24 protein-coding genes are annotated in these 24,954 nt (G+C 69.6%); 10 read left to right on the forward strand and 14 right to left on the reverse strand.

What is annotated here, in order from left to right; all coding sequences use genetic code 11:
• The first annotated feature begins 40 nt into the window (after positions 1-40).
• Positions 41-970 (forward strand): histone deacetylase family protein, encoded by a 930-nt coding sequence (locus tag V5F84_RS05470; RefSeq protein ID WP_394043714.1) that lies wholly within the window; start codon positions 41-43, stop codon positions 968-970.
• Positions 971-1,003: 33 nt separating this feature from the next.
• Here the strand turns inward: V5F84_RS05470 and V5F84_RS05475 are convergent, their stop codons facing one another.
• The gene (locus V5F84_RS05475) at positions 1,004-1,702 is read right to left on the reverse strand and encodes a TIGR00266 family protein (RefSeq protein WP_394043715.1); all 699 of its coding nucleotides are present in this window, start codon (positions 1,700-1,702) and stop codon (positions 1,004-1,006) included.
• A 234-nt stretch (positions 1,703-1,936) separates the two neighbouring features.
• Here V5F84_RS05475 and V5F84_RS05480 point away from each other — a divergent pair, with 234 nt between their 5' ends.
• The gene (locus tag V5F84_RS05480; protein ID WP_394043716.1) at positions 1,937-2,995 is read left to right on the forward strand and encodes a hypothetical protein; all 1,059 of its coding nucleotides are present in this window, start codon (positions 1,937-1,939) and stop codon (positions 2,993-2,995) included.
• A gap of 10 nt (positions 2,996-3,005) precedes the next feature.
• On the opposite strand, the gene V5F84_RS05485 is transcribed toward V5F84_RS05480, so the two are convergent.
• Positions 3,006-3,398 (reverse strand): winged helix-turn-helix transcriptional regulator, encoded by a 393-nt coding sequence (locus V5F84_RS05485; protein ID WP_394043717.1) that lies wholly within the window; start codon positions 3,396-3,398, stop codon positions 3,006-3,008.
• A 128-nt stretch (positions 3,399-3,526) separates the two neighbouring features.
• Between V5F84_RS05485 and V5F84_RS05490 the strand changes: the two genes are divergently transcribed.
• Both V5F84_RS05490 and V5F84_RS05495 read left to right on the forward strand, forming a co-directional pair.
• A complete protein-coding gene (locus tag V5F84_RS05490; protein ID WP_394043718.1) occupies positions 3,527-4,138 on the forward strand; it encodes an NAD(P)-dependent oxidoreductase in 612 nt (203 codons plus the stop codon).
• Between the two features lie 349 nt (positions 4,139-4,487).
• Entirely contained in the window at positions 4,488-5,429 is a 942-nt protein-coding gene (locus tag V5F84_RS05495) for an IS481 family transposase (RefSeq protein ID WP_509277113.1), read from the forward strand.
• Between the two features lie 467 nt (positions 5,430-5,896).
• On the opposite strand, the gene groL is transcribed toward V5F84_RS05495, so the two are convergent.
• Together groL and groES are read right to left on the reverse strand one after the other, a co-directional pair.
• Positions 5,897-7,543 carry a chaperonin GroEL gene (gene groL / locus V5F84_RS05500; RefSeq protein ID WP_394042443.1) on the reverse strand — a complete coding sequence of 549 codons (1,647 nt, stop codon included), beginning with the start codon at positions 7,541-7,543 and terminating at the stop codon, positions 5,897-5,899.
• Between the two features lie 48 nt (positions 7,544-7,591).
• A complete protein-coding gene (gene groES, locus V5F84_RS05505) occupies positions 7,592-7,879 on the reverse strand; it encodes a co-chaperone GroES (protein ID WP_348844055.1) in 288 nt (95 codons plus the stop codon).
• A 323-nt stretch (positions 7,880-8,202) separates the two neighbouring features.
• On the opposite strand from groES, the gene V5F84_RS05510 reads away from it, so the two are divergent.
• From V5F84_RS05510 to cytX, 3 genes are all read left to right on the forward strand, one after another.
• Positions 8,203-8,736: a hypothetical protein gene (locus tag V5F84_RS05510; protein ID WP_394042442.1), complete on the forward strand. Its 534-nt coding sequence runs from the start codon at positions 8,203-8,205 to the stop codon at positions 8,734-8,736.
• A gap of 107 nt (positions 8,737-8,843) precedes the next feature.
• On the forward strand, positions 8,844-9,725 hold the full coding sequence (locus V5F84_RS05515) for a class I SAM-dependent methyltransferase (protein ID WP_394042441.1): 882 nt from the start codon (positions 8,844-8,846) through the stop codon (positions 9,723-9,725).
• 400 nt (positions 9,726-10,125) lie between these two features.
• On the forward strand, positions 10,126-11,406 hold the full coding sequence (gene cytX / locus V5F84_RS05520; protein WP_394042440.1) for a putative hydroxymethylpyrimidine transporter CytX: 1,281 nt from the start codon (positions 10,126-10,128) through the stop codon (positions 11,404-11,406).
• Positions 11,407-11,485: 79 nt separating this feature from the next.
• On the opposite strand, the gene V5F84_RS05525 is transcribed toward cytX, so the two are convergent.
• From V5F84_RS05525 to hemC, 8 genes are all read right to left on the reverse strand, one after another.
• Entirely contained in the window at positions 11,486-12,181 is a 696-nt protein-coding gene (locus tag V5F84_RS05525; RefSeq protein ID WP_394042439.1) for a VIT1/CCC1 transporter family protein, read from the reverse strand.
• Between the two features lie 289 nt (positions 12,182-12,470).
• The gene (locus V5F84_RS05530) at positions 12,471-12,656 is read right to left on the reverse strand and encodes a YegP family protein (protein ID WP_394042438.1); all 186 of its coding nucleotides are present in this window, start codon (positions 12,654-12,656) and stop codon (positions 12,471-12,473) included.
• Between the two features lie 85 nt (positions 12,657-12,741).
• On the reverse strand, positions 12,742-14,547 hold the full coding sequence (gene lepA, locus V5F84_RS05535; RefSeq protein ID WP_394042437.1) for a translation elongation factor 4: 1,806 nt from the start codon (positions 14,545-14,547) through the stop codon (positions 12,742-12,744).
• Positions 14,548-14,922: 375 nt separating this feature from the next.
• Positions 14,923-15,735, reverse strand: a complete 813-nt coding sequence (locus V5F84_RS05540; RefSeq protein WP_394042436.1) for a cobalamin-binding protein — start codon at positions 15,733-15,735, stop codon at positions 14,923-14,925.
• Positions 15,736-15,745: 10 nt separating this feature from the next.
• On the reverse strand, positions 15,746-17,335 hold the full coding sequence (locus V5F84_RS05545) for a heme biosynthesis protein HemY (protein ID WP_394042435.1): 1,590 nt from the start codon (positions 17,333-17,335) through the stop codon (positions 15,746-15,748).
• Positions 17,332-18,657 carry a COG4223 family protein gene (locus tag V5F84_RS05550; RefSeq protein WP_394042434.1) on the reverse strand — a complete coding sequence of 442 codons (1,326 nt, stop codon included), beginning with the start codon at positions 18,655-18,657 and terminating at the stop codon, positions 17,332-17,334. The genes V5F84_RS05545 and V5F84_RS05550 overlap by 4 nt, the downstream gene beginning before the upstream one ends.
• Before the next feature lie 79 nt (positions 18,658-18,736).
• Positions 18,737-19,456 (reverse strand): uroporphyrinogen-III synthase, encoded by a 720-nt coding sequence (locus V5F84_RS05555; protein WP_394042433.1) that lies wholly within the window; start codon positions 19,454-19,456, stop codon positions 18,737-18,739.
• Positions 19,457-19,605: 149 nt separating this feature from the next.
• Positions 19,606-20,559: a hydroxymethylbilane synthase gene (hemC, locus tag V5F84_RS05560; RefSeq protein WP_394042432.1), complete on the reverse strand. Its 954-nt coding sequence runs from the start codon at positions 20,557-20,559 to the stop codon at positions 19,606-19,608.
• A 133-nt stretch (positions 20,560-20,692) separates the two neighbouring features.
• On the opposite strand from hemC, the gene tsaD reads away from it, so the two are divergent.
• Together tsaD and V5F84_RS05570 are read left to right on the forward strand one after the other, a co-directional pair.
• Complete coding sequence (gene tsaD / locus V5F84_RS05565; protein ID WP_394042453.1) at positions 20,693-21,745, forward strand: tRNA (adenosine(37)-N6)-threonylcarbamoyltransferase complex transferase subunit TsaD; 1,053 nt, start codon at positions 20,693-20,695, stop codon at positions 21,743-21,745.
• An 18-nt stretch (positions 21,746-21,763) separates the two neighbouring features.
• A complete protein-coding gene (locus V5F84_RS05570) occupies positions 21,764-22,765 on the forward strand; it encodes an NAD(P)H-dependent glycerol-3-phosphate dehydrogenase (protein ID WP_394042431.1) in 1,002 nt (333 codons plus the stop codon).
• Between the two features lie 194 nt (positions 22,766-22,959).
• On the opposite strand, the gene V5F84_RS05575 is transcribed toward V5F84_RS05570, so the two are convergent.
• Entirely contained in the window at positions 22,960-23,259 is a 300-nt protein-coding gene (locus V5F84_RS05575) for an antibiotic biosynthesis monooxygenase family protein (RefSeq protein ID WP_394042430.1), read from the reverse strand.
• Positions 23,260-23,436: 177 nt separating this feature from the next.
• On the opposite strand from V5F84_RS05575, the gene V5F84_RS05580 reads away from it, so the two are divergent.
• Positions 23,437-23,850 carry an EVE domain-containing protein gene (locus tag V5F84_RS05580; protein ID WP_394042429.1) on the forward strand — a complete coding sequence of 138 codons (414 nt, stop codon included), beginning with the start codon at positions 23,437-23,439 and terminating at the stop codon, positions 23,848-23,850.
• 10 nt (positions 23,851-23,860) lie between these two features.
• On the opposite strand, the gene V5F84_RS05585 is transcribed toward V5F84_RS05580, so the two are convergent.
• A complete protein-coding gene (locus V5F84_RS05585) occupies positions 23,861-24,922 on the reverse strand; it encodes a DNA topoisomerase IB (protein ID WP_394042428.1) in 1,062 nt (353 codons plus the stop codon).
• Positions 24,923-24,954: the final 32 nt, after the last annotated feature.

Raw genomic sequence — 24,954 nt, forward strand, 5'->3', positions numbered from 1 at the left:
TGGTATGGCAGGGAAGAAACAATCCTGGACCTGACGCCAAATGTCCACGCTGCTCATCACGCATCCCGCCGGCCTCGACCATGTGACGCCCCCCGGCCATCCCGAACGCGTGGACCGCCTGAAGGTTCTGGACCGCATTTTTGAGCAGGAGAAATTCGCCACTCTGCTGCGCGAGCTTGCGCCGCGCGGGGAACGCGAGGACATCATCCGCGTCCACCCCGAGGATTTCGTGGACGGTCTCGCCGCCGCTTCGCCCGAGAGCGGGCTGGTGCGCCTCGATTCCGATACCGTCATGGCGCCGGGCAGCTGGGAAGCGGTGCTGCGCGCCGTCGGCGGCGCCTGCTATGCGGTGGACGAGGTGATGGATCGCAAGGTGGACAACGCCTTCGTCGCCATGCGCCCGCCCGGCCACCATTGCGAGACCCGCCGGCCCATGGGGTTCTGCCTGCTGAACCAGGTGGCCATCGCCGCACGTCATGCCCAGGCCAAATACGACCTGAAGCGGGTCGCGATCGTCGATTTCGACGTCCACCACGGCAATGGCTCGCAGGAGATCTTCTGGGCCGACGACAGCGTGATGTATTGCTCCACCCACGAGATGCCGCTCTATCCCGGCTCCGGCGCGGTGGGCGAGACCGGGGCGGCCAACACCATCGTCAACGCGCCGCTGCGCTCGGGCGACGACGGCGCGAAGTTCAAGGAAGCGATGGAGACGCGCATCCTGCCGCGGCTCAACAATTTCGCCCCCGAGCTGATCTTGATCTCCGCCGGCTTCGACGCCCATGTGCGCGACCCTTTGGCCTCGCTGCGCCTCGTGGATACGGATTTCGCCTGGATCACCAAGCGCCTCATGGAGATCGCCGACAAGCGCTCGGGCGGCCGGCTGGTCTCGGTGCTGGAGGGCGGCTACGACCTGGAAGGCCTCGCCACCTCCGCCGCCGCCCATGTCACGGCGCTGATGCACGGTTGAGGGGAGCGGCGCAATACGGCGCGCCGCCGGGATTCACCGCCGCTCGCCGCTCGGCAGGTATGGCTGGAGCACGTGCGCGAGCTTGGAGGGGGTGAGCGATTGCAGCCACACCTTTCCCGGCCCCGTCAGCTCGGCCAGGAACAGGCCGTCGCCGCCGAACAGCATGTTGCGCACCCCCCGGATCGTGGTGATCTCGAAGCCCACGCCTTCCTCGAACATGCCCACATGGCCGGGATGCACCAGCAATTGCTGGCCCGCCTCCAGCGTGTAGGCGACGATCTCCCCGCCCAGTTCCACGAACGCCGTGCCTTGGCCGGTAAGCCGTTGCAGGATGAAGCCGTCGCCGCCGAAGATGCCGGCGCCGAGCGATTGCTGGAACCCCATGGCGAGTTCCAGCCCCTGCGCGCCCGCCAGGAAGCCGTGGCGATGGATGAGATAGCCGCGCCCCGGCGCGACCGGGATCTCGACGATGCTTCCCGGCACGGTGGCGGCGAAGGCCACCAGCGCGTCGCCGCCCTGGGCGGTGAATTCGGTCATGAACAGGCCGCCGCCGGAGATCGCCCGCCCGATGGCGCCGAACAGGCCCGACGCGCCGCCGGTGGCGGTGGTGGTGTGCAGGGCGACGTTGGACGTCATCCAGGACAGGCGGTCGGTTTCGGCGATCAGGGTTTCGCCCGCGGAAAGGGTGACCTGGAGAACGGGAAGGGTCGAGCCGGTGATTTCCGTCCGCATCAGTCTGCTCCGAAGCCGGTGCTTGATCGTGCCCGCAGGAAGGGGCAAGTCTGCGTCCGAGGCAAGCGCCCGCGTCTGGAAAATTGTCTTCTTTCAGCCGCCTGGACGTCGCCGCGCGGGCGGTCCGGCCGGTACGGCGGGCCAGAGGAATGCCAGGGAGCTTCGCCGATGGGGTGCCGGTCTTCTGTTTCGTTCCCGTGCCCGCCGCGTGCGCGGGGGAGGCGTCGCCTCGGGGTGCTGGCGCTGATCGCCGCGCTGGGCGCGCCGGCCGGGGCGCGCGCCGCCGAAGCGCCCGACCTTGCCGCCTATACGCGCGGGACCTTCCTGCCCTATCTCGACGCGCCGCTTTCCGGGGCGCCGATGACGCGTCCGCCCTCCCTCGGCCTCTCGTTCGGCGGGCGGACGGTGCGGGCGGTCATGGACACCGGGTCCACCGGCATCGTGGTGGCGGCCGCCGCGATTCCCGATCTCGCCAGCCTGCCCAGCCTCGGACCGGGGCAGCTGACCTATACCAGCTCGGGCCGCATCATGAGCGGCATATGGGTGGTCACGCCGGTGCGGATCTCCGGCACAACGGGGGCGCAGGTGACGACCCGCCCCATGCCCGTGCTCGCGGTGACGCGCGTGGAATGCCTGAAGAACGCGCGCAATTGCCGTCCGCGTCAGGATCCGCGCGGCATCGCCATGCTCGGCGTGGGCTTCGCCCGGCAGGGCGACCATCAGGCGCAGAGCACGCCGGATCGAAACCCGTTTCTCGCCGTCGAGGGCATGGGCGATGCGGAAAAGCCCGGCGCGGTGCGGCGCGGCTATGTGGTGACCAAGCGCGGCGTGCAGGTGGGCCTGACGGGGGAGGCGGCCGCCGGCTTCGCCTTCACCAAGCTTGCCCGCAGCACCGAGTTCGCCGATTGGGCGGCGGCGCCGGCCTGCCTGTCGCTGAACGGGCGCCTGCCGCAGGCGTGCGGCACGGCGCTGGTGGATACCGGCGTTTCCACCATGTACGTCACCTTGCCGCCGGCCCAGCAGCAGGGGCAGGTGACGCGTGACGCGCGCGGCAGGCCCGGCCTGCCGGCGGGCGCCACGCTTTCGGTGAAGCTTGGCGCCGATGGCACGGGGGCGGCCTATAGCTTCGCGGTGGGTGATGTGGCGAACCCCCTCGCGCCGCTGGGCGTGGTGCTGGTGCAGCGGGGCGAGCGCACGTTCGTCAATACCAGCCTGCGCTTCCTCAACGGCTTCGATTATCTCTACGACGCCGACGGCGGCTTCGTCGGCTATCGGGCGCGCCAGGGCCGGTGAGGGGTGCCGTTCAGGCGGCCGCGCCGGGCTCCGTGCCGCGCCGGTCGAACGCGGCCTGGGCGCTGGCGATCTCGTCCATGTGGGCGGTGGCCCAGCGGGCGAGCGGCGCGAGGGTTTCCGCCAGCGACGCGCCGAGCGGGGTGATGGCATATTCCACGGTCACCGGCACGGTGGCGAAGGCGCGGCGGGTGACGAGGCCGTCGCGCTCCAGGCCCTTCAGGGTCTGCGACAGCACCTTCTGCGAAAGCCCTTCCACCTGTCGGCGCAAGGCGTTGAAGCGGGTCGGCCGCGCCGCCACGATGCTGAGGATGAGCACCGTCCATTTGTCGGCGATGCGGTCGAGAATGCGGCGCGTGGGGCAGTCGGCCTGGAACGGATTTCCCTCGACATGGTCGTGCAGCATGGATGCCTCGCGCGGGGTTTCATCGGGGAAACCAGATGACCGGAAAGTGCCTTCTTTCGCCTTTGATGCATTTATAGCATCTAGTTTCCATTGGATACCTGGTTTAGCCGGGCAATGGAGACTTGAAGATGAAAATCGCTCTGGTGGGCGCCTCGGGCGCCGTGGGTTCACGCATCCTCCACGAACTGGCCGCGCGCGGCCATCAGGTCACGGCCATCGCGCGGGACCCCTCCCGCATTCCCGCCGCGCCGGGCGTCACCGCCGTGGCGGGCGATGCCGGCCGGGTCGAAACGCTGGCGCCGCTGCTCAAGGGGCACGATGCGGTGGTCAGTTCGATCCATTTCACCGATGTGGACGCGGGCGCCCTGATCGCGGCGGTGAAGGCCGCCGGGGTGCGGCGCTATCTGGTGGTGGGTGGCGCCGGCAGCCTGGAGGTCGCGCCGGGCGTCGCGCTCTACGATATCCCGGAGTTTCCCGCGATCTATCTCGCCGAGGCCAAGGCCGGCGGCGCGTTCCTGGATTTGCTGAAGGGCGAGGATGCGCTGGAATGGACCTTCCTCTCCCCGTCTGCGGAATTCGTGCCGGGTGAGCGCACCGGTGTCTTCCGCCTGGGGACGGACACGCTTTTGACCTCGGCCTCCGGCCGCAGCTTCATCAGCTACGAGGATTTCGCCGTGGCGCTGGTGGACGAGATTGAGCATCCGCGCCATGTGCGGGCGCGCTTTACGGTGGGCTATTGAGCGGGCGTTCCGGCGTTCGCTCTCAGCCCGGCTTTAAGCTTCCCCCTCCCCAGCCCTCCCCCGCAAGCGGGAGAGGGGGTGCACCGCGCTTTGTGGCTCGGCTTTTCGCATGAACCACCAATCCCTCTCCCGCTCGCGGGTCAGGTGAGAGCCTCTCATCCCCTCTCCCGCTTTGCGGTCAGGCAGAGCGTCCAATCCCCTCTCCCGCTTTGCGGGCGGGCAGAGCGTCCATTCCCCTCTCCCGCTTGCGGGGGAGGGTTAGGTGTCGAAGCTATGAAGGTTGTTCATCCGGAGCTTGGCTGAGAAGCTGGGGTTGCGAGCCAACCAACCCTGAGCCGGAGCTTCCCGGATGAACGTTCATAAGAATGCCCGGCTGACACCGTCGGGTCGAGCCCTGCTTGTGGATCGGATAGAGACGGGCTGGCGCGTACGGTCGGCGGCGGCCGCTGCTGGTGTATCGGTGCGAACGGCCTACAAGTGGCTGGGCCGGCATCGGCGAGGGGGCGCGGGCCGGCATTGTGACCGCAGCTCGGCGCCCCGCCGATGTCCCCGTGCCACGCCGGCAGGGCGGGTGGCCGAGATCGAGCGGCTCCGGCGCCAGCGCATGAGCGGCCCCCAGATCGCAGCCTTGCTCGGCATGGCGCGCTCCACGGTTGGGGCGGTCCTGCGGCGCTTGGGACTGGGCCGGCTCTCGGCGCTGGACCCCAAACCTGTGGTCGTCCGCTACGAGAAGGCGGCGCCCGGCGAACTTATCCACATGGACATCAAGAGCCTGGGCCGGATCGATGGGATCGGCCACCGCATCACCGGCCAGCATGCGGGCCATCACCGGGCCCGGGGGATCGGTTACGAACACCTGCACGTCGCCGTCGATGACGCCTCGCGCCTGGCCTATGTCGAGCTGCTGCCGAGCCTGGGGCGCGAGGATGCCACCGGCTTCCTGCGGCGGGCCCTGGCCTGGTATGCCCGCCACGGCATCACCGTCCAGCGGGTGATGACCGACAACGGCTCGGCCTATCGCTCCAGGCTATTCGCCGATGCCTTGCGGGACGCCGGCGCCCGTCACGTCCGCACCCGCCCCTACACCCCGCGCACTAACGGCAAGGCCGAGCGCTTCATCCAGACATCCCTGCGCGAGTGGGCCTACGCCAGGCCCTATTGCTCCTCAAGGGAACGGGCGGCCGCCGCCCACACCTGGGCAGACACCTACAATCTCTCCAGACCCCACACCGCTCTCGGCGGACTGCCACCTTGGAAAAGGCTGAACAACCTTCTTGGAAACGACAGTTAGGGAGGGGGAAGGTTCGGAGAGGTCAGGAGGAGCTGACGGGGCGTGCGGGCACGCTTTACGGTGGGCTATTGAGCGGCGCGGGGCGCTTGCGTCGCTCTCCTCAACCCCTCCGGCTATTCCCCCTCCCCAGCCCTCCCCCGCAAGCGGGAGAGGGGGTGCGCCGCGCTTTCACGCTGAGGCCGTTCCCCTAAACCCCGGATCCGCCCCCCGCGCCTCTGCCTGCTCCCCAGTTCCCTCTCCCGCTTGCGGGGGAGGGTTAGGGAGGGGGAAGGTTCGGAGAGGTCAGGGAGGGGGCAGCTGGCATCAGCGCCAAGCGCCCGACGCGCTCTCCAAAGAAAAAGGGCGCGGCTTGCGCCACGCCCTTTCCCCTTAAACCCTTGGTCGGCTGGACTTCCTCAGAAGTCCATGCCGCCCGGAAGCCGGCGTTGCCGGCTTCCCACCTCAACGTTTTGGTCGGCTGGACGTCCTCAGAAGTCCATGCCGCCCATGCCACCCATGCCGCCGCCGGGCATGGCGGGCATGCCGCTGTCCTTCTTGGGCAGCTCGGCGATGAGGGCTTCGGTGGTGACGATCAGGGCGGCGATGGAGGCCGCATCCTGGAGCGCGGTGCGCACGACCTTGGCCGGATCGACGATACCGGCCTGGATCATGTCCACATATTCTTCGCTCTGGGCGTTGAAGCCGAAGTTGGCGTCGTTGGATTCCAGCACCTTGCCGACCACGATCGAGCCTTCCACGCCGGAATTCTCGGCGATCTGGCGGATCGGGGCTTCAAGCGCGCGCAGCACGATCTTGATGCCGGCGGTGATGTCGGAATTGTCGGAGGTCAGCGCCTCGACGGCCTTCTTGGCGCGCAGGAGGGCGATGCCGCCGCCGGGCACGATGCCTTCTTCCACCGCGGCGCGGGTGGCGTTCAGGGCGTCGTCGACGCGGTCCTTCTTTTCCTTCACTTCCACTTCGGTCGAACCGCCGACGCGGATCACGGCAACGCCGCCCGCGAGCTTGGCCAGACGCTCCTGGAGCTTCTCACGGTCGTAGTCCGAGGTGGTTTCCTCGATCTGCGCCTTGATCTGGTTCACGCGGGCTTCGATCTCGGCCTTCTCGCCGACGCCGTCCACGATCGTGGTCTTTTCCTTTTCCAGGATGACCTTCTTGGCGCGGCCGAGCTGGGCCAGCGTCACGTTCTCAAGCTTGATGCCGAGGTCTTCCGAGATCACCTGGCCGCCGGTGAGGATGGCGATATCCTCCAGCATGGCCTTGCGGCGATCGCCGAAGCCGGGGGCCTTCACGGCCGCGACCTTGAGGCCGCCGCGCAGCTTGTTCACCACCAGGGTGGCGAGCGCCTCGCCTTCCACGTCCTCGGCCACGATCACCAGCGGCTTGCCGGACTGAACGACGGCTTCGAGCACGGGCAGGATCGGCTGCAGGCCGGAGAGCTTCTTCTCGAAGATCAGGATGTAGGGATCTTCGAGGTCGGCGATCATCTTCTCCGCATTGGTGACGAAATAGGGAGAGAGATAGCCGCGGTCGAACTGCATGCCTTCGACGACTTCGAGCTCGGTCTCGGCGGTCTTGGCTTCCTCGACCGTGATGACGCCTTCATTGCCCACGCGCTGCATGGCGCCGGCGATCATCTCGCCGATGGACGAATCGCCGTTGGCGGAAATCGTGCCGACCTGCGCCACTTCGGCGGAGGACGACACCTTCTTGGCGCGGCCCTTGATGTCGGCGATGGCGGCGGCGACGGCGAGGTCGATGCCGCGCTTGAGATCCATCGGGTTCATGCCGGCGGCGACCGACTTGGCGCCTTCCTTCACGATCGCCTGGGCGAGCACCGTGGCGGTGGTGGTGCCGTCGCCGGCGAGGTCATTGGTCTTGGAGGCGACTTCGCGCACCAGCTGGGCGCCGAGGTTCTCGAACTTGTCTTCCAGCTCGATTTCCTTGGCGACGGTCACGCCGTCCTTGGTGATGCGGGGGGCGCCGAAGCTCTTCTCGATCACGACGTTGCGGCCCTTGGGGCCGAGCGTCACCTTCACCGCATTGGCGAGGATATCAACGCCGCGCAGCATCTTCTCGCGGGCATCGCCGGAAAATTTTACGTCCTTGGCAGCCATGTGCCGTCTCCTGAATAATTAATGCGAGGGAAGCGAAAGGGCGAACCTTCAGGCGATGACGCCGAGGATGTCGCTTTCCTTCATGATGAGCAGGTCCTGGCCGTCCACCTTCACTTCGGTGCCGGACCATTTGCCGAACAGAACGCGGTCACCCGCCTTCACGTCGAGCGCGACCACCTTGCCGCTTTCATCGCGGGCGCCGGGGCCCACGGCCACGACCTCGCCCTCCTGGGGCTTTTCCTTGGCGGTGTCGGGGATGATGATTCCGCCGGCGGTCTTCTGCTCGGCTTCGATGCGCTTCACGACCACGCGGTCATGCAAAGGGCGGAAGGACATGGGCATGATCCTCTTGGTATTGGAGCGGGCCGGAGGCCCGCGGTCTTTGGCACTCGCGCGATGGGAGTGCCAATCCCGGCCGGAGATAAGGAGCCGCCGCCCGCGCGTCAAGGCAGGTGGACTTACCAATGTGTAAGAGATGGCCGCATAAAGTGACATCCAGAGCATGCCGGGGCGGCGGCGACGCGAATTTGTGTGCAGGGCCAAGCATCGACGCCGCGACGAACAGGCTTTATGGTTGCGCCTCGCCCTGTTTCCCCGACGGGCGCGGTGCCGCATGCGGGTTGCCGTATTCGAGTAAGCTCTCGCCTCGGAGTTTGTGAATGTCTCAGTCCGCAGTTCGGTCCGTCGCCGGGGATGCCTGCGACACCGGCCCTGTTCGCCGTTCCGCCATCTCCTTCTATCGCCTCGGCATGGTCGCCGCCGTCATCGGCGGCCTCGGGCTCGGCGCCTGCGCCACCGGCCCGAGCGAGCCGCCCCCGCCGGCGGCGCCGCAATATACCAGCCCGATTCCCGCCGCCAGCCTGGTCGGCCGCTACGGCCTCGCCGCGTTCCACCGCCCCGAGGACGCCGCCCGCACCGAGACCCAGGCGCGCGCGCAATGCAGCAATCCCTATGTCATCACCGCCGGTCCCAATGGCGGCGTGATGATGTATCTCGCCGACGACAACAAGCTCACCGAGCTGGTCTCCAAGGCGGCCGGCGGCCCCACCTTCATCGGGCCGCCCGAGGATCCCGCCGGCGGCGAGCGCGACCGCCAGGTGCTGCGCTGGGATGGCCAGGTGCTGGTGCTCAAATGGGTGGACCCGGAAGTCTCCAAGCGCTACGGCACCATGGTCTACGTGCGGTGCAGCTGACCCGGCGCCCTCAGGCGGCGGCGATGGTCCGCCGCCCCACGGGCGACGTTTGAACTGTCGCGGCGCACGGCGGGGACCGGTGCGCGCGCGGCGTCCTTGAGGGCCGGATGGATCGTTCAGAAAAGCTGCTTTACGGCATCGACAAGAGCATGCGCGTGCTCGAGATCGGGCCGCTGTTTCGTCCCGTATGCAGCCGGGAAGAGGGATGGAACGTCTATTCCATCGATCACGCCAGCGAACAGGAATTGCGGGAGAAATACCGCAACCATGTGGACGTGGACGTCTCGCGCATCGAGCGCGTGGACTTCGTGTGGCGCGGCGGCCCGATGGTGGACGCCATCCCCAAGGTCTATCACGGCGCGTTCGATGCCTGCATCGCCAGCCATGTGCTCGAACATATCCCGGACCCCATCGCGTTCCTGCGCTCGCTGGCGATCCTGCTGAAGCCGGGCGCGGTGATCGCGCTCGCTGTGCCCGACAAGCGCTGGTGCTTCGATTTCTTCCGCCCGCTCAGCACCACGGCGGGCTGGCTCGAAGCCAATCGCCTGGGCCTCACCAAGCACAGCCGCGCCACCCGGTTCGAATACGAGACCTCGGTGGTCAATAGCGACGGCCGCGTGGCCTGGGCGCCCGGTCCACTCGGGACGCCGAGCTTCTCGGGATGCCCGATCTGGCAATCCTACGGGGTGTTCCGGGAGCAGAGCGACCCGGAGAACGAAGACTATGTGGACTGCCACGCCTGGTGCTTCACGCCCAGCAGCTTCGTGCTGATCATCGAGGAACTGCACGCCCTCGGCGCCGTGGACTTCCGCATCAAGCACACGTTCCCGACCGTCGAGCACGAGTTTTTCGTCATTCTCGAACAGAGCCGGGCGCGCGAAACCGACGTCGCGCGCATGCAGAAGCGGCGCATGCGGCTGATGATGGCGACCGCGCGGGAAGTGCGGGAGCAATTGGAGATGCTGCCGGTTCACCTGGACCTGGATTAGGCCCCATCGACATTCGGCGGCGGGGGGCGGCGGGGCGCATCGTCGAGGCGCCTCACGGCACGCGCGCGCGCTTTTCTTTCTTCTGAAGGCCGGCTTCTGAAGGCCGGCGTCTTTGCGCGTCATGGCCGGGACGAGCCCGTGGATGACGATGCTCTTCCGCACGGGCGCCAGCCATGAAAGGCGACGGCCTTGGAGCCGGACCTGGAACCGGACCTGGAACCGGACCAGAGGTCGTCCATGCCCGAGGCTGCGAAATCCCGCAATACGGCGGATGCCCGCTTCCCTCGATGGGAAACGCGCTTTAGATGGAGCGGACTCCGCAAAGCCTCAGGTGCCGCGGTCCAATCCTCCGCGCCGGCCTTCGAACGGGCCGGCTGCGCCAGCGCCGTTGAGTGACCCGATGGAATCCGCCGCGACCACCTATGATCCCTTGACGCCCGTGCCCGCCCATCGGCGGGTCTTCTCCGGCTCGGATGCCTTCGCCCTCTGGTTCAGCCTCGGCATCGGCCTGCTGGTGCTCCAGGCCGGCGCGCTGCTGGTTCCCGCGCTGAGCCTCGGCACGGCGTTTCTCGCAATCATCGCCGGCACCGTGCTCGGGGTGATCCTGCTCGCCGCCGTCGGGGTGATCGGCTCCGATTCCGGGCTCTCCGCCATGGCGAGCCTGCGCCCCGCGCTCGGGTTGCGCGGCGCGATCCTGCCGACGCTCATCAACATGGTGCAATTGGTGGGCTGGGGCGCGTTCGAGATCATCATCATGGGCGAGGCGGCGGAAGCCTTGTCCAAGCAGGCGTTCGGCTTCTCGCTGCCGGGCGTGTGGACCTTGCTGTTCGGCGTGCTCGCCACCGCCATCGCGGTGATGGGGCCGGTGTCGTTCGTGCGGCGGTTTTTGCGTGCCTGGGGCCTCTATCTGCTGCTCGGCGCGGCGGTGTGGCTGACCTGGCGGCTGATGGCGAATTACGATCTCGCCGCGCTGTTCGCCAAGGCCGGCACCGGCGAGATGAGCTTCGGCGGCGCCATCGACCTGGTGGTGGCCATGCCGCTGTCCTGGCTGCCGCTGATTTCCGATTATACCCGCTTCGGCAAGTCCTCCGGCAGCATGTTCCGGGGCGGCGCGCTCGGCTATCTGGTGGCCAACATCTGGTTCTACGGGCTCGGCGCCGCCTATGCCCTGGCCTCGGGTGGGGAGGGCACCATCGTGGTGGCGCTGGCGAGCGCCGGCGGCGGCTTCGCGCTGCTGCTGATCCTGCTGGACGAAACCGACAACGCCTTCGCCGACATCCATTCGGCGGCCGTCTCCACCGGCACCTTGGTGCCGCTGGCGGTGCCGCATCTCGCGCTCGGCTTCGGCGCCCTGTGCACGCTGATCGCCTTGCTGGTGCCGCTGGCCCAGTATGAAGGCTTCCTGCTGCTGATCGGCTCGGTGTTCGCGCCGCTGTTCGGCGTGGTGCTGGCGGACCATTTCATCGTGCGCAAGCGCCGCGTCGCGGTGGACGAGATCACCCGCGTGCGCGGCGCCTATTGGTTTTCCGGCGGGTGGAACATCGCCGGCATCCTGTCCTGGGGCATCGGCATCGTCACCTTCCATGCGGTGACGGCCTTTCTCCCCGACCTCGGCGCGACCTTGCCCTCGCTGGTGACGGCGGGCGTGCTGTTCGTGCTGGCGCGCCGCCTGATGCCGTGAGGGACGGCGGGCCGATGCGCCCGCCGCTCTCGTTTCAGACCTGTCGGCTTTAGACCTGTCGGCTTTAGACCGATCCGCGTCAGACCACGGTGCCGAAGAGCGCGCCGATGCCGGCGGTGGCGGCCATGGCGATCGCGCCCCAGAAGGTGACGCGCGCGGTGGCGCGCACCACTTCGGCGCCGCCGGCCTTGGCGGCGACGGCGCCCAGCACGGCAAGGAACACCAGCGAGGCGCCCGCCACCACCGGCACCTGGAGCCCGGCGGGGGTCACCACGGCCATCAGCAACGGCAGGATGGCGCCGACCGCGAACGAGGCGGCGGAGGTGAGCGCGGCCTGGATCGGCCGGGCGGTGGTGAATTCGGAAATGCCCAGCTCGTCGCGCGCATGGGCTTCGAGCGGGTCGCGCGCCATCAATTGCTCGGCCACCTGGTGGGCCAAAGCCGGCTCCAGCCCGCGATTGATATAGATGGCGGCGAGTTCGCGCCGCTCGGCGATGGGATCGGCCTTGAGTTCGGCGGTCTCGCGCGCGAGGTCGGCCTTCTCCGTGTCGGACTGGGAGCTGACCGACACATATTCGCCCGCCGCCATGGACATGGCGCCCGCGACGAGGCCCGCGACGCCGGCCACCAGGATGTCGGAATGGGTGGCGGAGGCGGAGGCGACGCCGACGATCAGGCTGGCGGTGGAGACGATGCCGTCATTGGCGCCGAGCACGGCGGCGCGCAGCCAGCCGATCCGTTCGATCAGGTGTCCTTCGGTGTGCGGACCGGCCATGGAAAACCTCGAACGTGAGGGAGCGCCGACGACGGCGGGCCGGCGGACGCTCCAGGCTGTGACTTGGGTGTTGCCCGCCGGGCGGACGCGGGGACGCACAGGACCTGCCCCCGTGCGCACAGGCACGGGCGCCCCCCTCCCGAGCATCCCCGACGGCCGGCCCCCCCGGGCGACCTGCCGCACGTAGCATCCCGGCATGACAAACGTGCGTCCGGCGCAACATATTGTTTCCGGGCGCGTTTTCCCGTTCAGGTGGCGCGGGTGCGCAGGGCCGACCGGGCCGTGTGGCTCAGGAGGCGACGGTCGTGTCGTCCACCTTCGCGCCCGGCACATTCTTCTTGATGGAATCGATGGCGGCCAGCGCCGAGGCCTTCGCCTTATAGCCCTCGGACGCGAACATGACCTCGCCGTTGGAGGCCTTGTAGCGGAAGCGGAATTCGCCCGCTTTGTCCTTGTAGACTTCGAACGTCGCCATGGCATCCTCCTGTCGCCGGGCTGATCCCGGCGCGGAACGGTGCCTTATTTCCGCACCTCAGGCAAAGCCGCCGTCGGCGGGTGCCTCAATCGTCCATCTTGAGCGCGGCGATGAAGGCTTCCTGGGGAATCTCGACGCGCCCGAACTGGCGCATCTTCTTCTTGCCTTCCTTCTGCTTGTCCAACAGCTTGCGCTTTCTGGAAATGTCGCCGCCATAGCATTTGGCGGTCACGTCCTTGCGCAGGGCCTTGATGGTCTCGCGGGCGATCACCTTGGCGCCGATGGCGGCCTGGATCGGAATGTTGAACAGATGCTGGGGAATCAGATCCTTCAGCTTCTCGCACATGGCGCGGCCGCGATGGTCGGCGCGGGTGCGGTGCACCAGCATGGAGAGCGCGTCCACCGGCTCGCCATTGACCAGGATCGACATCTTCACAAGGTCGCCCTCGCGATAGTCGGTGATGTTGTAGTCGAACGAGGCATAGCCCTTGGAGATCGACTTCAGCCGGTCGTAGAAATCGAACACCACTTCGTTCAGCGGCAGATCATAGGTGACCATGGCGCGCGCGCCCACATAGGTCAGCTCGATCTGATTGCCGCGCCGGTCCTGGCAGAGCTTGAGCACGCTGCCGAGATAATCGTCCGGGGTGAGGATGGTGGCGCGGATCCAGGGCTCGCGGATTTCCTTGATCTTCACCACGTCCGGCATGTCGGCGGGATTGTGCAGGTCGATGGTGGTGCCGTCGCTCATCTCCATCTCGTAGATGACGGAGGGCGCGGTCGCGATCAGGTCGAGGTTGAATTCGCGCTCCAGCCGCTCCTGGATGATCTCCAGGTGCAGCAGGCCGAGAAACCCGCAGCGGAAGCCGAAGCCCAGCGCCGCCGAGGTCTCCATCTCGAAGGAGAAGCTGGCGTCGTTGAGGCGCAGCTTGCCCATGGCGGCGCGCAGATCCTCGAAATCCGCCGCATCCACCGGAAACAGGCCGCAGAACACCACCGGCTGGGCCGGCTTGAAGCCCGGCAGGGGTTCCGCGCACGGCCGCTTCTCTTCCGTGATGGTGTCGCCGACGCGGGTTTCCGCCACTTCCTTGATGGAGCCGGTGAGAAAGCCGATCTCGCCGGGGCCGAGGCTCTCCATGGCCACCATCTTCGGGGTGAACACGCCGACGCGGTCCATGTCATAGGCGGCGCCGGTGCGCATCATCTTGATGCGCTGGCCCTTCTTCACCACGCCGTCGACCACGCGCACCAGCACCACGACGCCGAGATAGGTGTCGTACCAGGAGTCCACCAGCAGCGCCTTCAGCGGCGCGTCGCGGTCGCCCACCGGGGGCGGCAGGCGGGTGACGATGGCTTCCAGCACCTGGTCGATGTTGAGGCCGGTCTTCGCCGAGATGCCGATGGCGCCGGAGGCGTCGATGCCGATCACGTCCTCGATCTGCGCCTTCACCTTTTCCGGTTCGGCGGCGGGCAGATCGATCTTGTTGAGCACCGGGACGATGTCGTGATTGTTGTCGATGGCCTGATAGACATTGGCCAGCGTCTGCGCCTCGACGCCCTGGGAGGCGTCTACCACCAGGAGCGAACCCTCGACGGCGGCGAGCGAGCGGTTCACCTCATAGGCGAAGTCCACATGGCCGGGGGTGTCGATGAGGTTGAGGATATAGGTCTCCCCATCCTTGGCCTTGTAGGACAGGCGCACGGTCTGCGCCTTGATGGTGATGCCGCGCTCGCGCTCGATATCCATATTGTCGAGCACCTGCTCGGTCATCTCGCGTTCGCTCAAGCCGCCGGTGAGCTGGATCAGCCGGTCGGCGAGCGTGGACTTGCCATGGTCGATATGGGCGACGATGGAAAAATTGCGGATATGGGTCTGCGGCGTTGCGGTCATCCGCGCCGCATAGCACCGGCATTCGGCAGCCACAAGGCGCGCGCGGCTTTTGTCCCTGCCGCGACGGGGATCGTGCGTGGCCGGCGGGGCGGCTCCGGGGGTCGGTGGGCTTCCCTTGGGCGCGCCGGCGCGAGCGCGGCGGGTCCGTTCTCGGCCCCCCTCACCCCGACCCTCTCCCCCACGGGGAGAGGGGGCTTATGGTTTTTTCGGCGCGTGAGGTGCCCATCCGTCGCATCGCCGCCCCCTCTCCCCCACGGGGAGAGGGGCCTTATGGCGTTTTCGGCGCGTGGGGCCCCCACCCGTCGCTGTGTCACCCCCTCTCCCCCACGGGGAGAGGGTTGGGGTGAGGGGGGAGAATGCACAAAATCAAAACCCTCAGACCGCGCGCGGCGGCTCGCGTTCGAAACCATCGAACAGCGCCAGCAGAGCCTCCAGCCCGTCGGTCAGCGCCGCCGGGCCGGGTTGCAGGATGAGGCTCGACTTGATCTCGTGCAGCCGCCCCGCGCGCACGGCGGGCAGCGCGTCGAAGCCCGGACGGTCGGCGAAGCGGGCGGGATTGAACTTCTTGCCGCACCAGGAGCCGATGACCATGTCGGGCACCCGCGCGATCACCTCCGCCTCGCTGACGAAGCGATCGCGGGCCGCGCGGCCATGGGCGCGGTCGGCGAAGATGTCGATGCCGCCGGCGATTTCCACCAATTGCGACACCCAGCCGATGCCGCAGATCATCGGCGCGTCCCATTCCTCGAAATAGACGCGGGGGCGCACGGCGCGTGCGGCGGCGCGGACCTTGGCCGCCTCCAGCCGCGCGTCCAGATCGGCGATGAGCGCGGCCCCTTTTTCGGCCGCGCCCACAAGGGCGGCGAGGGTCGCGATCATGGCGAAGATGCCGTCGATGGAGCGCTGGTTGAAGACATGCACCTCCAGCCCCGCGCGGGCGAGATCGGCGACGATATCCGCCTGGAGATCGGAAAAGGCCAGCACCAGGTCCGGTTCAAGCGCCAGGATCTTCGGCAGGTCCGCCGAGACGAAGGCGGAGACGCGGGGCTTTTCCTTGCGCACGCGGGGCGGGCGCACCGCATAGCCGGATACGCCGGCGATGCGGTGGTCCTCGCCAAGCAGATAAAGCGTCTCCACCGTCTCCTCGGTGAGGCAGACGATGCGGCGGGGATAAGGATCGCGTCCCACCCCCGCCTGCTCACACGCCGGCGGGGCGGGAGCGGGGGGCGAGCGCCTCGTCGTCGTCAAGCTCCGGGCCGGGATCGTCCGGCAGCGGCGGCAGGGCGGTGAGAGGCGGCGCCTTGGACGGCTCCGTCTTCGCCCCTTCGCTCCGGGCTGGCTCGGCCGCACGGGCGGGCGCGTGGGTGCCGTTGGGCGCGGCCTCGCTCCCCGCGCCATTGCTTTCGGGCGGCGGTCCCTCGCTCACGGGCGCGGCCACGGGCTTTGCCGGAATGGCGGCGATGGCGGCGCGCACGCGCTCGGCCTCATGTTCCAGGATCGGGGTCGCGGCAACGCCCGGCGGCACGGCCCAGACATAGGCGTCGAGCTTGCCGGTGACCGGCGAGAGCGGCGCCCATTGCTCGGAGACCACGCCATCGGCGATCCAGGCGGGATCGCGCGGCGCGCGCACGGCGCGGGCGGCCCACTCGCGCGCCTTGCCGATATCGCCGTGTTCGCTCGCTTCCAGCTCCGCCATCAGCAGGCAGATGCGCTGGGTCGGCTCCGCCGCCAGCGGCTGGAGCACGGCGCGCGCCTCGCCGAATTCCAGCGCGTCGATGCAGGCATGGGCGAGCGCGATCGCGCTCTCCGGATGGGCCGGCGCCTTGGCGGCGAGCAGGCGGATGCGCTTCAGCCGGTCGAGCGCGGCATCGCCCGGCCGCAGATGGGCGGCGACTTCCGCCAGTTCGGGATGGGGCGTCGTGGCATAGGCGGCCTCGACGATCTTGAGCGCCTTCTTCAATTCCCCGGCCGCGCCGAGCAGGCGCCCGGCGACGGCGGCGGCGGGCACCAAAGTCGGGGCGAGGCGCACGGCTTCGAGCGCGCGTTCCTTGGCCACCGGCGGGTCGGAGATTTCCACCGCCATGGCCTGGGCGGCCAGCAGGATGGCGCGGCGGCGGCGGTGCTGCACCTTGTCGATGCCCTTCGCCGCCATCTGCTTTTCCAGCACCGCGCGGGCGCCGGGATAATCGCCCTCGGCGCAGCGCGCCTCGATCACCGCATCGGCCGCCCAGGCCAGCGACGGAGCCTGCTCGGCCGCCTGTTCCGCCAGCAGGCGCGCGGCGGAAAGATCGCCGGCGCGGCGCGCTTCCATATGCAGGCCGCGCAGGGCCAGCAGGCGCGTGTCGGGGGATTCCAGCATCAGGCGGAAGCTCGCCCGCGCCAGTTCGGGATCGCCCTCGAACTGGGCGGTCTGGGCCGCGAGCAGATGGGTCAGCGGCTCGTGCGGCAGCAGGCGGGCGGCGTCCTGGCTGGCTTTCTTGGCTTCCGTGCCATTGCCCGCGCCGATGGCGAGCAGGCCGCGCGAGACGGCGGCCCAGCCCTTTTCCCGGCGCCGGCGGCGCGATAAGCGGGCGATGAGGCGCGGCGAGGAGAGCAGCAGCGAGAGCAGCCGCCACACCAGCAGTAGCACGCCGCTGAACAGGGCCAGGGCGGCGAGCGCCACCGGCACGCTGGTTTCCAGGCGCCAGCCCTGCCAGACCAGGGTGATCTCGCCCGGCCGGTCGGCGAGCCAGGAGGCACCGAACGCGACGGCGGCGAGCAGTACGAGGAGGATGACGAGACGGATCACGGCACTTTCCCGGAAATGGCGGCGAGGGCCTGGAGATAGAGCACGCCGACCGCATTGGCTGCGTTGCGGCGTTGCTGGATCTCGGCGATCAGGGACGTGAGCTTGTCCTTCATGCCCTGGGGCAGCATGTCGAGCCGCGCAAGCGTGGCCTCGAAATCTCCGGCGCGCAAAGCGGTGAGGGCCTGGTCGAGCGTCGCCTGCACCTCGGGCGTGGGCGCGGTGTCGGCGGGGCGCACCTTGACCAGGCTCTCGGCGCTGGAGAGCAGGCGATTGACCACGCTGCCGGCCGGGGAGGTCGCCTCCGCCGGGCTCGCGCCCGATCCGATGTCCGCCGCTGCCTGCTGCAAGCGGCTCGCGAGCTTCGCGGGCGGAGAAAAGCCGACCCCCGCCACCGCCGCGAAGGGATCGAGCGTGCCCGCCGTGGTGCCGAGCACGACGCGCGCGGCGTCCAGCTCCGCCGCGAACGGACGGCCGGACACGATGGCATCGTTCAGCACCGCCAGCACCGCGATGGCGGCAGCCGCGCGGCTCGCGGAGGTGGATGCGGCCACCGACTGGTCGACCCGGGCGCTGAGAGCGGTCATTTGCTGGCTGGCGCCGGCGGCGGCGGTCGCCGCGTCCTTGACCGCGCCCTGAAGGCTCTGCTGGCCCTGGCGCAGCGTGGCGATATCCGCCTGGGCCTGGGCGAAAAGGGCGCGCTCCTGCTCCGGCGAGGGCTGCTGCGCGGCGGCGGCCTCGATCTTGTCCACCCGCTGGGTCAAAGCCGCCACGGCGCGTGGATCCGCCGCGCCCCGTGCTTCCAGCGCCGCGACACGGGCCGCCACGGGTTGAAGCTCGTCGCTCACGCTGACCGCTCCGAGGCGCGAGGACAGCCCATAGACCACCAGCGCCGATACCACCGCGCCGCCCAGCGTGCCGAGCAGCAGCGCGAGCCAGGGCGAGGCGCCGTGCGCCGCCGGGGCGGGCGGAGCGATGAGCATGGGCTGGGCGGTGTCGAATGCCGCCTCGTCGGCCGCCTTTGCCGCATCGGGCGGGGTTTCGCCGCTCGGCGCGGGCGGCGGCGCGGGGGGCAGGGGATCGTCCATGGTGCCGTCGGGCGCGGCCCGGTGCGCGGCCGCATCGGCGGGCGCGAGGTCCGCGGAGGGCGCGGGCGCACCGACCTGCGCGGCGTCCGGGGGCTCGTGCGTGGCGGCGGAGGGGCCCACGTGCCCCGCCTCGCTCGGCGCGGCGGCCCCTTCGGCCGGGCCTGTCGCGGGAGAGCCGGTGGCCGGGTCCGCCTTCGGACGGGCCGTATCCTCGCGGGTCGGATCGTCGTGCGCCATGGGCCTCCTCGTATTCTTGGTTCCCGGCGGGCCGGTGACAAATGTTCGGGCCGCGATCGGCCGGCCGCTCGCCTCTGCCTTACAGCAAAGTCAGCAGCGCGTCCTCTTCGGCCGCCTTGGCGATCTCCACCGTGCAGCCGGCGGCGGCCAGCGGCGCGGCGATGGCCGGCGACAAGCACAAGTGCCGCAAAGCCCGTAACAGTTCCTTAACGCCGTTCGCAGCGACGCAATGAAGCAGGGTTTGCGCGCTGCGGGTGGAATAATGCAAGGCGGTGTCGATCTGGCCCTGGACCAGCGCCTCGCGCGTTTCAGGCGCAAGGCTTTGCGCGGGAACCATGGCATAGAGCACGCACAGCGCGACCGGCAGATGGTGGCGTCCGAGCAGCGCCGCAAGGTCGCCCGCGCGATCGGCGCCGGCGGCGTGCAGGATGCGGGCGCCCGGCGCGAGGCGGGCGGCCAGGAGGGCGGCGAGCGCCTCGACGTTCCCGTCCGCCTCGATCACATGGGAAAAGCCCGCGCGCCGCGCCTGGGCGCCGGTGCGCGCGCCCACGACGAACACCGGCAGGCCGCGCAGCGCGCTCGCCTGCGGCCGGGCGGCGAGCGCCCGCACGCCATGGGCGCTGGTGAAGGCGAGGGCGGAAAACGGACCGCGCGGCAGCGGCGCCCCGGTTTCGCTGAAGCGCAGCATGGGATCGCTCACCACCCTATGCCCGAGCGCCTCCAGCCGCGCCCGCGTGCGCGCCGCGCCGGGTTCCGGGCGGGTCAGCAGGATGCGCTGGGGGCGGACGGCGAGGGGCATGGCGAGACCTGGGTTTCGTGCCCACGATAGCGGGATCGGGGGTAAAGGGTCCATGCGGGATGTCGCGTCCCCCGGCGGGCGCCTTTCCCGCCCCGCCCCGCCCCGCCCCGGGCCGCCCTGGCGGTGCCGCGCACGCGCCGCCGCGGAGCCTAAAGCCCGAGCGCCCGCGCCGGCGCGCTGGTGCGCAAGCCGGCACCCATGTCGGCACCGAGCCGCGCAGCATCGGCTGCGGGGGCGCTGGAATCGGCCTCGGCGGCGTCGCGCCCGTCCGGAGAGAGCACCAGGCCGCGCAGGCGCACGCGCTCCCCATCCAGGGTCGCGAGCGCGGCGATGGGGGTGCGGCAGGAGCCGTCCAGCGCCGCGAGGAAGGCGCGCTCGGCGGCGAGCGCGATGCCGGTGGCGCGGCAGGTGACGGCGGCGATGGCCGCGTTGGTGGCTTCATCGGCGATCCGGCACTCGATGGCGACCGCGCCCTGGCCCACGGCGGGCAGGAAATCGGCGGTGTCGAGGATCGCGCTCGCCTCGTGGGCCAGCCCGAGCCGGGTGAGGCCGGCGAGCGCCAGCAAGGTGCCGTCGAACGTGCCGGAGCGCACCTTGGCGAGGCGGGTCTGCACATTGCCGCGCAGCAATTGCACCTGGAGGTCCGGCCGCTTGCGCCGCAACTGCGCCTCGCGCCGCAGCGAGGCGGTGCCGATGAGGGCGCCGGGCTTGAGGTCGGAGAGGCTCGCCCCCCCGCGCAGGATCAGCGCGTCGCGCACGTCGGCGCGGGGGAGATAGCCGGCCAGATGCAGGCCGTCGGGCAGAAAGGTCGCCACATCCTTGGCCGAATGGACGGCGAGATCGATGCGCCCGTCGAGCAGGGCTTCCTCGATCTCCTTGGTGAACAGCCCCTTGCCGCCGGCTTCGGAGAGCGCGCGATCCTGGATCGCATCGCCCGAGGTGCGGATGATCTCGATGGCGATGCTCTCCGCCGGGCGGGCGAGGGCCGCGGCCAAGGCGTCGCGCACGGCATGGGCCTGCCACAGGGCGAGCGCGCTGCCGCGGGTGCCGATCGCAAGGCGGGGCGAACGGACGGGGGAGGAAGACGCATCGGAAGAGGACATGGGGGAGGGGTTCGTCTCTTGTGTCATTGGCGCGTACAATGATAGCCGGAATCGCAATGGCATAGAGCGGCGTGGCGGCGCAGGCCGCAGGGCCCCCGGCGCAAGGGCCGGTCTGGAGGATAAAGTGGCGGATCTGCTAGTGCTCGGCATCGAGACCACATGCGACGAAACCTCGGCGGCGGTGGTCGCGCGCGCGCCCTCCGGGGCCGGGCATGTGCTCGCGAACGTGATCCGCACCCAGGTGGAGGAGCATTCCCCCTATGGCGGCGTGGTGCCCGAAATCGCCGCCCGCGCCCATGTGGAAGTGCTCGACATCGTCATCGCCGAGGCCATGCGGGCGGCCGGCCTGAACTTCGCCAATCTCGCCGCCGTGGCCGCCGCCGCCGGGCCGGGGCTGATCGGCGGGGTGATCGTCGGCCTCACCACCGCCAAGGCCATCGCCCTGTCCACGCGCCGCCCCCTGGTGGCGGTGAACCATCTGGAGGCGCATGCGCTCACCGCACGGCTCACGGATGGCGTCGCCTTTCCCTATCTGCTGCTGCTGGTCTCCGGCGGGCATACCCAATTGCTGGCGGTGGAGGATATCGGCCGCTATCGCCGCCTCGGCACCACGCTCGACGATGCCGTGGGCGAGGCCTTCGACAAGGTGGCGAAGATGCTGAGCCTGCCCTATCCCGGCGGGCCGCAGGTGGAGCAGATGGCGCGGCGCGGCGATGCCCATCGCTTTGCCTTCCCCCGTCCCATGCTGGGGCGGCGCGAGCCGGACTTCTCGCTCTCCGGCCTCAAGACCGCCGTGCGGCTGGAGGCGGATCGCCTCGCCCCGCTGTCGGACCAGGACGTGTACGATCTGTGCGCCTCGTTCCAGGCGGCGGTGGTGGATCTGATCGCCGACCGGGTGCGCGCCGGGGCGCGGGCGTTCCGCGATCTCGTCGGATGCGGGCCGACCGCGCTGGTGGTGGCCGGTGGGGTCGGCGCGAATGCCGCGATCCGCGAGGCGCTTCAGCGCACGGCGGTGGATCTCGGCACGCGCATGGCCGTGCCGCCGCCGGAATTGTGCACCGACAACGGCGCCATGATCGCCTGGGCGGGGGCCGAGCGGCTCTCGCGCGGGCTCACCGATCCCCTGAGCATCAGCCCGCGCGCCCGCTGGCCGCTCGATCCCGCGTCCACCGGCGCCAAGGCCTGAGAGAAAGGCCTGAGAGACATGGCGCAGGCCGCATCTGATTTTTCCCGCATCGGCGTGGTGGGCGCCGGGGCCTGGGGCACGGCGCTCGCCAATGTGGCGGCCCGCGCCGGGCGGAGCGTGACGCTCCATGCGCGCAATGCGGAACAGGCGGCGGACATGGAGGCGCGGCGCGAGAATGTGCGCGGCCTGCCGGGCATTGCGCTCGAACCCGGCGTGCGCGTGACCGCGCGGCGCGACGATCTCATCCCCTGCGATGCGCTGCTGCTGGTGGTGCCGGCGCAGGCCCTGCGGGAGGTGCTGGCGGACCTCGGCCCGGGCGTCGCCCCTGGAACCCCGCTGGTCTCCTGCGCCAAGGGCATCGAGCGGAGCACCGGCGCCTTCATGAGCGAGGTGATCGCCACAGCCCTGCCGCACGGCCGCGCGGCGGTGCTCTCCGGCCCGAGCTTCGCCCATGATGTCGCCGCCGGCCTGCCCACCGCCGTGACGCTCGCCGCCGCCGATTCGGGGCTCGCGCAGGCGCTGGCGGATGCGCTGGGCGGGCCGACCTTCCGCCTCTATCATTCCACCGATGTGCGGGGTGTCGAGATCGGCGGGGCGGCGAAAAACGTGCTCGCCATCGCCGCCGGCATCGTCGCGGGGCGCAGGCTCGGCGCGAGCGCGGGCGCGGCACTCACGGCGCGGGGCTTTGCCGAGCTGCTGCGCTTCGGCCGGGCGTTCGGCGCGCAGGCGGAAACGCTCACGGGGCTCGCGGGCTTGGGCGATCTCATTCTCACCGCCTCGGGCCCGCAATCGCGCAATTTCGCCCTCGGCCTGGCGCTGGGCGAGGGCCGGGCCGGCGAAGGCAAGCTCGCGGAAGGCGCCCATACCGCCGCCGTGCTGGTGGACATGGCGCGCGCGCGCGGCGTGGACATGCCCATCTGCGCGGCGGTCGATGCGGTGCTGGCGGGCCGGCTCACCATCGCCGGGGCGATCGATGCGCTGATGGCCCGCCCGCAACGCTCCGAGACCGGCGGGGGGTAGGCTGGATCAAACGTCTTCAGGGGACAGTCTTCAGGTGACCGATGGTCGTGCGCGGGCTTGACCCGCGCATCCACGCGGACCCGCTGGCGCCGGATTTTCAAGGATCGCGCAATCGGCGCGCCGTGGATGGCCGGGACCCGCCCGGCCATGACGCATTCTTCACGCGAACCGGTGGCGACTTCGCTCGAAACGGATCAGAAGCCCTTCACCACCGTGTGGCGATGCTCCATCTGCGGGGCGGCCGCGAAATACGGGCTCACCAGCGCGCGCCATTCCTTGAAGGCGGGCGATTCGCGGAAATGGATCATGTGGTCGTCCACGCTGTCCCATTCCACCACCAGCGTATAATGGGTCGGCGTCTCCACCGAGCGGTCGAGGCGCATGGCGCGGCAGCCGCGGGCGTTCTGGAACAAGGCGACGGCCTTGGTCGCGCCGGCTTCGAAATCGGCTTCCTGGCCGGGCGTCACCTGGATGAGAACGGATTCGTAGACCATTTATTCCTCCCAAAAGGGAGGCGACGGTATCAGGCGACAAGCCGGGCACAACCGTCCCGCGCGGAAAAAATGCCGCCCGCCACACGCAGCGCGGGCGCGGCCTTCGGCCGGCTTGCCAATCGCCCCGCCCGCTCGCTAGAGCAGACGCTTGCGCATTCAGGCGTCTGGAGTTTCGCGATGGCCCACTGGCTCTACAAATCCGAGCCGTTCAAATGGTCGTGGGAGATGCAGGTGAAAGCCGGCGCCAAGGGCACCCATTGGGACGGCGTGCGCAATCATTCCGCCAAGCTGAACCTGCTCGCCATGACGCCGGGCGACCAGGGCTTCTTCTATCATTCCAACGAGGGCAAGGAGATCGTCGGCATCGTCGAGGTGATCCGCGCGGCCTATCCCGACCCTTCCGACCCTACGGGCAAGTTCGTGATGGTGGACCTGAAGGCGGTGAAGCCGCTGAAGAACCCGGTCTCGCTCGCCACCATCAAGGCCGATCCCCGCCTCCAGGACATGGCGCTGATCAAATTCTCCCGCCTGTCCGTGCAGCCGGTGACGGACGAGGAATGGGACATGGTGCTGGCGCTCGCCGAGGGGTGAGGCGCGGCGCTCACTCCGCCGCTTCCAGCCGCGAGGTGGCGACGATCTGCGCCAGCACCTCGGCGCGCCGGGCGGGTGAACGGCAGCCCTTCAGGGTGGCGGAAAAGCGCTCCAGGACGCCGTCCTCGAAGGCGGTGACGATGGTGCCGTGAACATAGCTCTTGCGGCAGACGGTCGGCGTGTTCGCGAGCGCCTCGGCGGCGTCGCGCACCGCTTCCAGAACCTGGGAACGGCGCGCGCGGGCGCTGCCGGCGGGCGCGGCGCGCGCGAGTGTCTCAAGCACGCTGGCGGATGCGATCAGCGTGCGGAAATCCTTCAGCGAAATGGGCGCCCCCGACATCGCCTTCAGCGCCTGGTTCACGTCGGGCGCGCGCACCGGGCGAACCGTGCCCTCGGCGTCGCGATACTGGAACAGGCGGCGGCCCGGCAGGCGCTGCAGGCGGCCGACGGCGGCCGCGAAGCGTTCCACGCACACCTCCTTTTCCACCTTCTGCCCGCCCTTGGCCTTGAAGCGGATGACGACCTTGTCGCCGTCCCGCGCGACATTCGACTTCAGCAAGGTCGTGGCGCCGCGCGTGCCGCGTGCGCGGGCATAGGCTTCCCCGCCGGCGCGGATGGCGGTGAGGGCGACCAGCTCGATCACCGCGGCGAGGGCGAAGTCCTTGGTGGGGTCCTGGTCGGCGTCCGCCTCCGCGAGCGCCCGGCCGAGCGCGCGCCGCAGCGTCGGCAGGGCATCCGCGAGCTTCGCCAGCCGCCGGGCCTTGAGCACTTCGCGCACCTTCTCCCAATCCGGATGGTAGCGATATTGCAGCCGTCCCGCCGCGTCGCGGCCGATGGCCTGGAGATGGGCGCGCGGATCGGGCGCATAGCGCACGTCCCGATAGGCGGGCGGCACCGCCTGGGCGGCGAGGCGGGCCACGATCCCGGCATCGCGGATCGGCGCGCCGGTTTCGTCGCGATAGGAGAAGCCGGTCCCGGCCTTGCGGCGCGACCAGACGAGAGCATCGGGGCTGACAAGCACGAGGCCGGCCTTGTGGGCAAGGCGGGTCATCTGGGAAGAACGACGGGGCATGGCGGGGTCCAGCATCCGGCGGCGCCGGTTTC

This window comes from Roseixanthobacter liquoris, assembly GCF_043195135.2.
Lineage (GTDB): Bacteria > Pseudomonadota > Alphaproteobacteria > Rhizobiales > Xanthobacteraceae > NCEH01.

Bases quoted from the DNA above. Each gene is read 5' to 3' on its own strand.
- V5F84_RS05470 (WP_394043714.1), top strand. From the start codon at position 41: ATGTCCACGCTGCTCATCACGCATCCCGCCGGCCTCGACCATGTGACG.
- V5F84_RS05475 (WP_394043715.1), bottom strand. From the start codon at position 1,702: ATGCGGACGGAAATCACCGGCTCGACCCTTCCCGTTCTCCAGGTCACC.
- V5F84_RS05485 (WP_394043717.1), bottom strand. From the start codon at position 3,398: ATGCTGCACGACCATGTCGAGGGAAATCCGTTCCAGGCCGACTGCCCC.
- V5F84_RS05490 (WP_394043718.1), top strand. From the start codon at position 3,527: ATGAAAATCGCTCTGGTGGGCGCCTCGGGCGCCGTGGGTTCACGCATC.
- V5F84_RS05495 (WP_509277113.1), top strand. From the start codon at position 4,488: ATGAACGTTCATAAGAATGCCCGGCTGACACCGTCGGGTCGAGCCCTG.
- groL (WP_394042443.1), bottom strand. From the start codon at position 7,543: ATGGCTGCCAAGGACGTAAAATTTTCCGGCGATGCCCGCGAGAAGATG.
- groES (WP_348844055.1), bottom strand. From the start codon at position 7,879: ATGTCCTTCCGCCCTTTGCATGACCGCGTGGTCGTGAAGCGCATCGAA.
- V5F84_RS05510 (WP_394042442.1), top strand. From the start codon at position 8,203: ATGTCTCAGTCCGCAGTTCGGTCCGTCGCCGGGGATGCCTGCGACACC.
- V5F84_RS05515 (WP_394042441.1), top strand. From the start codon at position 8,844: ATGGATCGTTCAGAAAAGCTGCTTTACGGCATCGACAAGAGCATGCGC.
- cytX (WP_394042440.1), top strand. From the start codon at position 10,126: ATGGAATCCGCCGCGACCACCTATGATCCCTTGACGCCCGTGCCCGCC.
- V5F84_RS05525 (WP_394042439.1), bottom strand. From the start codon at position 12,181: ATGGCCGGTCCGCACACCGAAGGACACCTGATCGAACGGATCGGCTGG.
- V5F84_RS05530 (WP_394042438.1), bottom strand. From the start codon at position 12,656: ATGGCGACGTTCGAAGTCTACAAGGACAAAGCGGGCGAATTCCGCTTC.
- lepA (WP_394042437.1), bottom strand. From the start codon at position 14,547: ATGACCGCAACGCCGCAGACCCATATCCGCAATTTTTCCATCGTCGCC.
- V5F84_RS05550 (WP_394042434.1), bottom strand. From the start codon at position 18,657: ATGGCGCACGACGATCCGACCCGCGAGGATACGGCCCGTCCGAAGGCG.
- V5F84_RS05555 (WP_394042433.1), bottom strand. From the start codon at position 19,456: ATGCCCCTCGCCGTCCGCCCCCAGCGCATCCTGCTGACCCGCCCGGAA.
- hemC (WP_394042432.1), bottom strand. From the start codon at position 20,559: ATGTCCTCTTCCGATGCGTCTTCCTCCCCCGTCCGTTCGCCCCGCCTT.
- V5F84_RS05570 (WP_394042431.1), top strand. From the start codon at position 21,764: ATGGCGCAGGCCGCATCTGATTTTTCCCGCATCGGCGTGGTGGGCGCC.
- V5F84_RS05575 (WP_394042430.1), bottom strand. From the start codon at position 23,259: ATGGTCTACGAATCCGTTCTCATCCAGGTGACGCCCGGCCAGGAAGCC.
- V5F84_RS05580 (WP_394042429.1), top strand. From the start codon at position 23,437: ATGGCCCACTGGCTCTACAAATCCGAGCCGTTCAAATGGTCGTGGGAG.
- V5F84_RS05585 (WP_394042428.1), bottom strand. From the start codon at position 24,922: ATGCCCCGTCGTTCTTCCCAGATGACCCGCCTTGCCCACAAGGCCGGC.